A 10,469-nucleotide genomic window follows, 5' to 3' on the forward strand; every position below is an offset into this window, starting at 1 on the left:
GAATCCGCACAGAACTCGAAGATTGCCCCGGTCGGCCCCCGTTTGGCGGCGCGGCGGGAGCCTTCGAGCCCTACTTCATGCGGCGGCCGGCGCACCAGACGGCGTCGACCTGCCAGTCCGTGGGGTCGAGCAGCAGGATATCGGCGGCATATCCGGTTGCGAGCAGGCCGATCGGGGCGCCGGTCACCGGATTCGGGCGGTCGAAGCCGAACGCCCTGGCCGGAGTGAGCGTGGCCGCCTCCACGGCCGCCGCCGGGTCGATGCCGAGGTCGAGCACTGCGCGGCTGACCGCACGCTCCAGCACGAGCGTGGATCCGGCGATCGCACCGTTCGACACGAGCCGGGCGTGACCGTGCTCCACGTTCACGTCGAGCGCTCCGAGCAGGTAATGCCCATCGGGGCAGTCGGTGGCGGCCATCGCATCGGTGACGAACGCGGTACGGTGGGGCGCAAATCCGAACGAAAGCGCGACCATCGGGTCCTGCACATGGAAGCCATCGTTGATCAGCTCGATTGTGACGCGCGGATCCTCCACGGCGGCGGGGATGGGGCCAGGCTTGCGGTGATGCAGACCGTTCATCGCGTTGAACATGTGGGTCATAATCGTAGCGCCCGCGTCGAACGCGCGCTTGGCGGTCTGGTAGTCGGCCGAGCAGTGGCCCACGGCCGGCCGGACCCCGGCCTCCACGAACTGGCGAATCGCGCTGATGCCGTGCGGCAGCTCCGGGGCGATGGTGATCTGGCGCAGGCACCCGTCGGCGGCTTCGAGGAGCTGATCCACGAGTTCGGGCACCGGGTCACGCAGGCATTCCGGGTCGTGGGCCCCCTTGCGCTCGAGTGCGAGGAACGGACCTTCGAGGTGCGTGCCGAGGATGTCGGGCCGGTCGGGCATGAGCGCGCGAACCGTGCGCAGGTTCTCACAGATCGTGTCGATCGGGTTGGTGATGAGGCTGAGCACCTGGCGCGTGGTGCCGTGCATCATGTGTCCGGCGCGGGCCGCGGCGATGCCGTCCGGGCCGTCGTCGAACGATGCACCCCAGGCGCCGTGCGCGTGGATGTCCACGTAGCCGGGGGTCATGATTGCGCCATGCGCGTCGATGATGGGAAGGCTGCCGGGGTCGGATGTCGGGCCGCCCGCCGCCGCGGATGCCCCCGCCTCCACCGCTGCCACCGCCTTGGCGAACGCACCCGCCATGTCCTCGGTGCCACCGACCTCCACGTCGATCTCCGCACCCTCGGCCGCGATCACGCCATTGCGTACCACCAGCCAGTAGTGGTCCTGCACACCGCGCGCATCAACCTTGCGCGCGTTGCGGATCGCGAACGATCCGGCCGGCTGCGCAAACGCGTCATTGATGCGTTCGACCGCCTGCGTTCTGGTTGAGTCCATGGTTTCGATAGTCTCAGATTCCATAGCTTTCTGTGCCACCTTGCCTATGCCTGTGTCTGTTATATGTGTGCCTGTGCTCCGACAGATTCACGGCTACCCTGCCGAAATTTGTCTGATGTCTGACATTATACGCGAGGCGCAGCCTCCCTACATACAGGAACCCGATTCCCGCTTTTCAACGAGACGAGCCCCGCGAGTCAGATATTCGTCAGATTCCTTGCCAAGCCGGCTTATGCGCATAAGCCCAGCGGTAGTAATCCTTGTTACGCAGCCGAGATGCAGCGGCCTCGTCCACGATCACGGTGGCGTGCGGATGCAGCTGCAATGCAGACGCCGGGCACAGCGAGCTGACTCCGCCCTCCACAGTCTCCGCCACAGCTTCGGCCTTGCCATCACCAAAGGCCATAAGCACCAAGTGACGGGCCTTCATGATCGTGCCGATGCCCTGCGTGATGCAATGCGTCGGCACTTTGTTGACGTCACCGTCAAAGAAACGAGCATTGTCGATGCGCGTCTGCTCGGTAAGCGTCTTGATACGGGTACCGGAGGCAAGGGAACTGCCCGGCTCATTGAACCCGATATGACCATCCGTACCAATGCCCAGGATCTGCAGATCCACTCCACCGGCAGCCTCAATGGCCGCATCGTACTCACGACCCGCCTCACGAATCGTATCGAGGTTGCCGTTCGGCACGTGGACCAGAGACGGAGTTAGCCCAAGTGGTTCCACGACAGTCCGAGTGATCACGCTACGATACGACTCAGGATGATTCGGATCAAGACCGGCGTACTCGTCGAGTGCGAATCCCCGCACACCGGAAACGTCAATATTCTCGTCGTGCACGATCTGGGCAAGATGACGATAACCGGCCAACGGACTCGAGCCGGTCGCCAGGCCCAACACGCAGTCAGGCTTGGACTTGATGAGATCGGCGACGCATCGCGCATAGATCTCGCCGGCCTCGTCCTCGTTTTTTACGATAATGACTTCCGCCATGGTTCCTTCTTTCTTGGTTGTTGTCGAATTTTTACGGAACGGATCAATGTTTTTTTGATTTCACATAGGGCATCGGCGTCGCGCTATCACCACGACAGCCCGGCCCCAATAGCGCCGATAGGCTGATCAAGAGGAGCAAGCGCAATTCTGTCGCTCAACTGCAAGGATGCGATGAATGCACTACCCTGCTCACGGCGACGAAGTTCCTTGCGTATCTCCGCCAGCAACGGATCCCCGGTCTTCGCAGTGCCACCGCCTATCACAATGACCCGGGGATCGACGGTCATGACAAGAACATCAATGGCATCGGCAATCGCACCGATCACCGTATGCAACACGGTTTTGGCGGATTCGCATTCAGGATGAGACGAGTCATTGGCTTTGGCGAGAATGTCCGGCATAGGAGGATTGGCCTGGGGCCACTGACGCATGATCGCCCCGCCACCAGCTGCGGTTTCCAGGCATCCCGACTGTCCACAAGGGCACACCCATCGATGCCGCTCGATTGGAATATGGCCGATTTCTCCGACCACGCCGCTTGAACCATGATCAAGGCGTCCGCCACGAAGGATTCCCGCCGCCAAGCCTGTGCCAAGGTTAAGGAAGACCACAGCTTCGTCGTCACCGATGACCAAGGAATGGTCCAACAGCGCATAGGCACCGAGAGCCGCCGCATTCACGTCGTTTTCCACATGCACCGGCAAGCCAACCGCCTCGCCGATTTCGCGGGAGAGTTCCAGCCGAGCAACATCAAGATTGGCGATATTCTCCACCGTGCCGGCAACGCTATCCACGCGACCGGGAGTTCCAATGCCGACACCCTCGATGGGGCCGAGCGCCTTTTCTGCAGCCTCACGCACCATTGCGCTCACTACAGTGACAATATCTTCAATCACCTCGCGCTCACCGCGTCGGGCCGGAACACGAACATTCGCGATCACGCGCACCCCGTCATGCGCGTCGCCCCCACGCCCACATTCGATGAGCGCTCCTTCGATCTTGGTACCGCCTACATCTACGCCAATACGCAGCGAAGCGGCATTGACCGCACCGTCAATTGCTGGGTTCGCCTGGGTCATGATGTAATTGTTCTCCTTCCGAGGTGGAACGCACGACGCCCTCCACCAGACTGCGGTTGTGAATGCTGTCGATCAGTTGACGAATTACGGCAACGGCCTGCCCACGCAACACCAAATCGTCACCCTGCTGGCAACGATGCAGAGAAGGCATATCGCGGTAGTCCGCAGAGATTCTCGCCTCAAGTTCCTCTCGCATGGAACCGATGAACGCCTCGCCCACGATCTCGGGCGGACCGAATACCGAAACGTCACTCAGATCCAGCAAGCTCACTGTCATGGCGAGCGCTCGACCGAGCCGCTGACCCGCCTCGGCAAGAATCGATGTGCGATCCTCGGGCTCGGAGTCAATCCGTTCACGTAGATGCGGCACCGACAGCAGCGCTTCGAGGCATCCTCGCTTACCGCATACGCAACGAGGCCCTTTGGGATCCACGACCACATGTCCGATTTCACCAGCCGCGTAGCCGCGTCCGTTCACAATCTCGCCGTTCACGCAGACCGCAGCGCCCACGCCCTGACCGATCTTGATGAACATGGAGTCCGCAGAGCAGTCGCCAAAATAGCATTCGCCCAGCAAGGCCATGTTGGTGTCATTGCAGACAACCGTTGGTATATGGAAGCGTGTCTCAGCGCGTTTCTTGAGAGGCACATTCGTCCACCCTAGGTTGACGGAGCGGATTACGACACCATCGGGATCCACCACGCCAGGCACCGCCATACCCATGCCCAGCACAGGACGGTCAGTCATGGACAGCAGTTTCTCGCAAAGCTCGCCTACAACCTCAAGTTGCACATCGCCCGCGTTTTCGCAGGGAATCTCGACACGGCCGACAATCCGCCCGCAAAGATCAACCAGAGCACCCCGAATGACGAACGTCTGGGTAAGATCCACCGAGACGATACGCCAACCGTCCGGGTCAACGGCCAGCATCACGGAGCGCTTACCACGGCCCGTACGACTGTCCATGCCGGTTTCGCGCAGCAGATGGTTATCCACCATTTCGCCCACCACCTCGCTGATCGCCATGCGGGACAATCCCACTCGGCGGCCCAACTCGGCTCGGGACATCTGGTCAACGGGGAACAGCAGCTGGAATACGGCGCGGATGTTGCGTGCTCGAACGTCGGACGGATCAGACTTCAACGTTGTTCTGGACATGGTCTCTCCTTGATTGTCGGACCATTCCATTTTCCGTTGAGGCACACCCAAATCCGTCACCGACATCGCACCAATGGGCCGTAAATGGCCATGCGACGACGATGAACGAGAATCAAGTGCGTACTCGTCACACATCATCAGCCTTTCCATCGAGATTCCGTCAAACAGCGGCGTCCGACTTCTTATTTATGTCAACTGTGTTTACTTTATAGCACATAAAATTCAAACACGCCATTCACCGCCCTCTCAATTTAAGCTTAGATAGCTTACCTTCCCCAATATTTCAACGTTTTTCGCTATATCATATTTATGTAAATAAACATGACAATATGATCATAACGGACGTTCTGCCATATACTGACCCCATGAACGATTGCTTTATCTCGCGCGATTTCATCAACGACGAATCCACCGCAACCATCACCGACTACGGCGCACACGTGCTGGAATGGACCCCTGCGGGTCAGCCCGGCGTGCTGTGGCACCCCAAGGCCGTGTACTTCTCCAAGGGAACCGCCATCCGCGGTGGTATCCCCGTCATCTTCCCCTGGTTCAACTCCGGATTCGCCGACGGCCACGTCGCCGCCAAGAAGCCCAAGCACGGCTTCGGCCGCATCTCGTTCTGGCATTACGACGAGCCCGCCAGCACCGACTCGTTCGCGCGTTACACGCTCGATTCCGCCGACGCCGATCCCGACTGGCTCGCCACGCTCAGCGGCTCCGCCGAGCGCCCGGCCGCATTCCACGCCGTGTACGAGGTTCGCTGCGGCGCGGAATTCCAAGCTTCGCTGACCATCACGAACGACGGCGACGAACCGTTCACCTATGAGTCGGCGCTGCACACGTACCTCAACATCGGCGATATCGAGCATGTGCAGGTGGCCGGTCTGGAGGGCGCAAAGTTCCTCGACACCACGCTCGACAACGACCCCGAATGCACACAGCCCGACGAGCCGATCACGTTCGACGGCAGCATGGTCGACCGAATCTACTTCGCCGGCGGTGAGAGCGGCCACGACACGGTTCACGTGATCGACGAACAGCTCGGCCGCACGATTGTGGTCGATAAGAGCGGGTCGAAGAACACCGTGGTCTGGAACCCTGGCGAGGCGGCCGGCAACGGGATCGGAGACATGGCGGCTGGCGAGTGGCGCGGATTCGTCTGCGTGGAGGCGGCCAACTGCCGCACCAACGCCACCACGCTCGCACCCGGCGAATCCGCCACGCTGAGCCAGACGCTCCGGGGGGAGTAGCACCGCCCAAGACGTCGGATCGGTCAAGGCATCCCGGATAGAAGCACAACGAAGAACCCCGACGGACCGAGATCCGAACATACCGAAATGGGTATATCCGCATCACGAAGGCGACCATAGCGCCCCGGCCATGATGCGCATATACCCATTTTTCTGCATATGCATACCCTCTTCAGAGGGCATCACACTCTCACAAAAACGCAACATATATTACATAAACAGCATGTATAAGCCACACCCCCTAAGCCAAGGCGTCACATAACAGCAACAATCGCTTATTTTCCTTGAAATACAAGCTGCCCTACCGTATGGCGTATTGACATTCTTCAAATGTCACCTTCCTTTACATTTTCGTGTATACTGGGTGCAACGTTGGAACCGGGAAGGTCCGACGCACAGCTCAAAGGAGAGATCACATGACAGCACAGGCAGCAATACCAGACAAGGTGCGTAGCGCGGAACGCTACGCGACCACGCTGGCTCTTATCGTTACACTCGGCCCCCTGTTCTATGGCTTTGAAGGCATGGTGCTCAATGGCGCCATCAGCGCCGTCGGCACCGAGTTTCAGCTCGGCTCGTTCGCCAAGGGCGTCGCAGGCGCGGCAGGCATCATCGGCGGTCTGATCGGCTCCGTTGTCGCCGGACGACTGTCCGACCATATCGGCCGCAAGACCGTCCTCATGTGTGCGGGACCGCTGCTGCTGTTCGAGGCCATCTTTGGAGCCTTCTCCCCATGGCTGGGCGGCTATTTCTTCCTGCTGTTCTGCCGCGTGGTCGGAGGCATGGGATTCGGTGCGGCAACCACCGTCGCACCAGGATACGTTGCGGAAATCTCCCCCGCCCGTATTCGCGGCAGGCTGATCTCGTTCCGACAGCTTGCCATCATTCTCGGTTTGCTGTTTGCGGCCATCGTGAATCTGGTAGTCACCAACATCGCCGGTTCCTCCACTGCTGAAATGGCATTCGGTCTCAAGGCATGGCAGTTCATGTTCCTGTTCCTGCTTATTCCGGCTGTCTTCTACATCGTGCTCACCGCGCTCATCCCCGAATCCCCGCGTTATCTGGTTGCCAAGGGTCGTAATGACGAAGCCGCCAAGGTCCTCGCCAAGGTCACCGGTCGCGATGACGTTCCCGCACAGGTCGCAGCCATCCACGCCTCGCTGGGCGAAGAGGGCACCGAACGAATGAGCATGTTCGCAGTGCTGAAGTCCCAGTGGAAGGGTCTCGTATTCGTCGGCATGGCGCTCGCCGCATTCCAGCAGCTCACCGGCACCAACGGCATCTTCTTCTACTCCAACACGTTGTTTGAATCCGTAGGCATCCCCGAATCGGCGGCATTCCAGCAGACCCTGATCCTCAGTGTGTTTAAGATCATCGGCGTGACCACCGGCATTCTGCTCGTGGACAAGGTCGGCCGCAAGCGCATGCTGATCTACGGCGGAACGCTGATCTTCATTTCGCTCGCCGTGGTCGCCACCGTGTTCACCATCGCCCCGAAGGGCCCCAACGGACCGGACATCAGCGGCAGCCCGATCCTTGGCTTCGCGGCCGTCGCCGCACTGTGCTGCTTCCTGCTCGGCTTCACCTCATCGTGGGGCCCGATCTTCTCCGTGATGATGGGCGAAATGTTCCCGAACCAGATCCGCGGCAGCGCAATGTCGCTCGCATCCGGCGCCGACTTCTTCGTCAACCTCGTCGTGGTGCTCATGTTCCCGTACCTGGTCGCCTGGTCGCCGGCATTCACCTACTGGATGTACTGCTTCTTCGGCGTGATGGCCGTGATCTTCGCCAAGAAGTTCCTGCACGAGACCAGCGGCAAGTCGCTGGAAGACATGGGCTGATCGGAGCGATCAACCAGTAAGGCACGCCCCCAATCACCTCATCAGTGTGTGTTCCCTCCGCGTAGGGACACACACTGAGATCTCACTCAGAACGATACGTAGACAGATCACCTGCATTACAAGCAAGGAGCATCACATGACAGAACCCACAACCACCGGCCAGCGGATCATCCCCTCCAACGTGCGCAACGTCATCACGTTCATGACCGACCAGCACCGCATCGACACCCTCGGATGCCTTGGCAACGAACATGCCCGCACGCCCAACATCGACAGCATCGCCGCCGATGGATGCCGTTTCACCAAGGGATTCACCCCCTCCGCCATCTGTACACCCGCACGCGCGTCCATGCTCACCGGCCAGCTGCCGTTCAAGCATCAGACGCTCGCCAACCCCGAATGGAACATCGCCTACTCCACGGCCATCCCCGAAACCGATTGGACGTATACACAGGAACTGCACGACCACGGCTACAACGTGGGCATGGTAGGCAAGTACCATTGCGGCACCAACCTGCCCGACAAGTTCGGCATGGATGACGACACGTTCTGGGGAGCGGAAAACCCGGTCGCCAACGAAGAATATGTAGCTTGGCTGGAGGAAAACAATCTGCCTCCGGTCAAGGCTCATGACATCTGGCGAGGAAAGCTTCCCGGCAACCGCGATGGCCATATCATCGCCGCCCGTCTTGACCAGCCCGAGGAGGCAACATTCGAGCGTTTCATCGCCGACCGATCCATCGCCCGCCTGCGTCAGTACGCCAAGGACTACAAGGAAAACGGCAAGCCGTTCAGCCTTGACGTCCACTTCTTCGGACCGCACCTGCCATACTTCCTGCCCGATGAATGGTTCGACCTGATCGACCCGAACGATGTGACGCTGCCGCAAAGCTTCGGCGACTCTCTGATCGGCAAGCCGCCGGTGCAGCAGAACTATGCAACCTATTGGTCGACGTCGTCGTTCGACAACGATCAGTGGCGCAAGCTCATCGCCGTGTACTGGGGCTACGTGGCCATGATCGATTTCGAGATCGGACGAATCCTCGACGCGGCACGTGAACTTGGGCTCATGAACGACACCGCCATGTTCTTCTGCGCCGACCACGGCGAATTCACCGGCGCCCATCGACTCAACGACAAGGGACCGGCTATGTACGACGACATCTACCGCATCCCGTTCATCGCACGAATCCCAGGCGTCACGCACGGTAACGTATGCGACGAATACGTGTCGCTGATCGACATTCCCGCCACGATCATGGACATCGCCGGACTCGACCCGAAGCTGGTTGAAGACGGCCGACCGGTCACCGCGCTCGCCCACGGCGACACCGTGCCCGACTGGCGCAAGAACATTGTCTGCGAATTCCATGGCTTGCACTTCCCCATCCAGCAACGCATGATTCGCACCGATGAATTCAAGCTGGTCATCAATCACGAATCCATGGACGAACTGTACGATCTGCGTTGCGACCCATACGAGCTGAACAACGTGTACACCGTACCGGCCTATGACAAGATCCGCCGAGAGCTGGCCGCCGAACTGTACCGTCAGCTCCGCGAGCGCGGCGACAGTTCATTCGCCAAATGGATGGCGGCGATGACCGACTTCGATATTCCGCTGGAGAACACCGCTCGTTCCGATTGGGACTCCGTGGCGAAGTAATCCTTCAACGCCATCACACGAGGGCATGAGACCCGCCACTCCCATGTTTTCCCACGCCTGCTCTTCCGTTTCCTTCCTTGCGGAAGAGCAGGCCCCTTCCATATTCCAGCCAACTTCCAAACCGTGAACGGAGCAGCAATGGCAACGGCAACACTTTCCCCGGCCAAAGACGCCATCAAGCGTCAGACGACACAGGCTCGCCACACACCCCTCAATCGTCGCCAGCTGCCCTTCTCCGTAGTGGCCAAGCCAACCGGCGCCGCATGCAATCTCGATTGCCAGTATTGTTTCTTCCTTTCCAAGGAACTGCTGTACAACGCACAACGGCAGCAAATGAGCGACGAAACCCTGGAACGATATGTAGCCGAATATCTGGCGGCTAGCCCCGACGGGGAAGTTACCATGCTCTGGCAGGGCGGCGAGCCCACTCTGCGAGGGCTGCCGTTCTACCGACGCCTGATCGAACTCTGCGAACAATACCGCCGTCCCAAGCAGCATGTCGTGCATGCCATGCAGACCAATGGCACACTCATCGATGACGAATGGGCCGAATTCCTGCATGAGCATGACGTACTGGTGGGAGTATCGATCGACGGCCCCGCAGAGTATCACGATGCCTACCGTCTCAACCGCGCCGGCCGCGGCACGCACTCCATGGTGATCCGTGGATGGAACATTCTGCAAAAAGCAGGTGTGCGTTGCAATATCCTGTGCACCGTACATCATGCCAATGAAGAGCATCCACTGGAGGTGTACCGCTACTTCCGGGACGAACTCGGAGCAGACTACCTGCAATTCATACCGATCGTCGAACGTGTGGATCCCGACCAGCTGGACCGTGTCGAACATGGTGGATGGCGGGCCACCGGAACAAAACGAACCGCAGATGTCGGCAGTTCGGGAACTTGCCACAAAGTAGGACTTCTTTACCGACAGCACGGCGATGCCGTGACTTCACGATCCACCAAACCGGAAGCATACGGAGACTTTCTCAACACGATCTTCGACGAATGGATCACGCATGACGTGGGGCGCGTATTCGTGCAGGACTTCGATGCGGCACTGGGCGCATTGTTCGGACAGT

General features: G+C 59.7%; 8 protein-coding genes. 4 read left to right on the forward strand and 4 right to left on the reverse strand.

Annotation, left to right across the window (positions count from 1 at the left end; all coding sequences use genetic code 11):
* Window positions 1-70 precede the first annotated feature (70 nt).
* The 4 genes from D2E23_RS11355 to D2E23_RS11370 all read right to left on the reverse strand — a co-directional run bounded on the left by D2E23_RS11355 (window position 71) and on the right by D2E23_RS11370 (window position 4,775).
* Window positions 71-1,390, reverse strand: coding sequence for an N-acetylglucosamine-6-phosphate deacetylase (locus D2E23_RS11355; protein ID WP_126031011.1), 1,320 nt, complete (start codon window positions 1,388-1,390; stop codon window positions 71-73).
* 208 nt (window positions 1,391-1,598) lie between these two features.
* The gene (gene nagB / locus D2E23_RS11360; protein ID WP_126031005.1) at window positions 1,599-2,387 is read right to left on the reverse strand and encodes a glucosamine-6-phosphate deaminase; all 789 of its coding nucleotides are present in this window, start codon (window positions 2,385-2,387) and stop codon (window positions 1,599-1,601) included.
* 86 nt (window positions 2,388-2,473) lie between these two features.
* Complete coding sequence (locus D2E23_RS11365; protein WP_126031006.1) at window positions 2,474-3,466, reverse strand: ROK family protein; 993 nt, start codon at window positions 3,464-3,466, stop codon at window positions 2,474-2,476.
* Window positions 3,441-4,775 carry an ROK family protein gene (locus D2E23_RS11370; RefSeq protein ID WP_241227299.1) on the reverse strand — a complete coding sequence of 445 codons (1,335 nt, stop codon included), beginning with the start codon at window positions 4,773-4,775 and terminating at the stop codon, window positions 3,441-3,443. Before D2E23_RS11370 ends, D2E23_RS11365 begins: the two co-directional genes overlap by 26 nt.
* A gap of 215 nt (window positions 4,776-4,990) precedes the next feature.
* Between D2E23_RS11370 and D2E23_RS11375 the strand changes: the two genes are divergently transcribed.
* From D2E23_RS11375 to D2E23_RS11390, 4 genes are all read left to right on the forward strand, one after another.
* A complete protein-coding gene (locus tag D2E23_RS11375) occupies window positions 4,991-5,878 on the forward strand; it encodes a D-hexose-6-phosphate mutarotase (RefSeq protein WP_126031007.1) in 888 nt (295 codons plus the stop codon).
* Window positions 5,879-6,294: 416 nt separating this feature from the next.
* A complete protein-coding gene (locus tag D2E23_RS11380; RefSeq protein ID WP_126031008.1) occupies window positions 6,295-7,719 on the forward strand; it encodes a sugar porter family MFS transporter in 1,425 nt (474 codons plus the stop codon).
* Window positions 7,720-7,855: 136 nt separating this feature from the next.
* Window positions 7,856-9,385: a sulfatase family protein gene (locus D2E23_RS11385; protein WP_126031009.1), complete on the forward strand. Its 1,530-nt coding sequence runs from the start codon at window positions 7,856-7,858 to the stop codon at window positions 9,383-9,385.
* 138 nt (window positions 9,386-9,523) lie between these two features.
* Window positions 9,524-10,469 (forward strand): radical SAM protein (locus tag D2E23_RS11390; RefSeq protein WP_126031010.1); only part of this gene is annotated, 946 nt, incomplete at its 3' end.

The organism is Bifidobacterium callimiconis (assembly GCF_003952005.1).
GTDB lineage: Bacteria > Actinomycetota > Actinomycetes > Actinomycetales > Bifidobacteriaceae > Galliscardovia > Galliscardovia callimiconis.

What these genes read in the sequence shown, in the direction of transcription:
- D2E23_RS11355 (WP_126031011.1), bottom strand. Translation starts at nt 1,390, where the DNA reads ATGGACTCAACCAGAACGCAGGCGGTCGAACGCATCAATGACGCGTTT.
- nagB (WP_126031005.1), bottom strand. Translation starts at nt 2,387, where the DNA reads ATGGCGGAAGTCATTATCGTAAAAAACGAGGACGAGGCCGGCGAGATC.
- D2E23_RS11365 (WP_126031006.1), bottom strand. Translation starts at nt 3,466, where the DNA reads ATGACCCAGGCGAACCCAGCAATTGACGGTGCGGTCAATGCCGCTTCG.
- D2E23_RS11370 (WP_241227299.1), bottom strand. Translation starts at nt 4,775, where the DNA reads ATGGAAAGGCTGATGATGTGTGACGAGTACGCACTTGATTCTCGTTCA.
- D2E23_RS11375 (WP_126031007.1), top strand. Translation starts at nt 4,991, where the DNA reads ATGAACGATTGCTTTATCTCGCGCGATTTCATCAACGACGAATCCACC.
- D2E23_RS11380 (WP_126031008.1), top strand. Translation starts at nt 6,295, where the DNA reads ATGACAGCACAGGCAGCAATACCAGACAAGGTGCGTAGCGCGGAACGC.
- D2E23_RS11385 (WP_126031009.1), top strand. Translation starts at nt 7,856, where the DNA reads ATGACAGAACCCACAACCACCGGCCAGCGGATCATCCCCTCCAACGTG.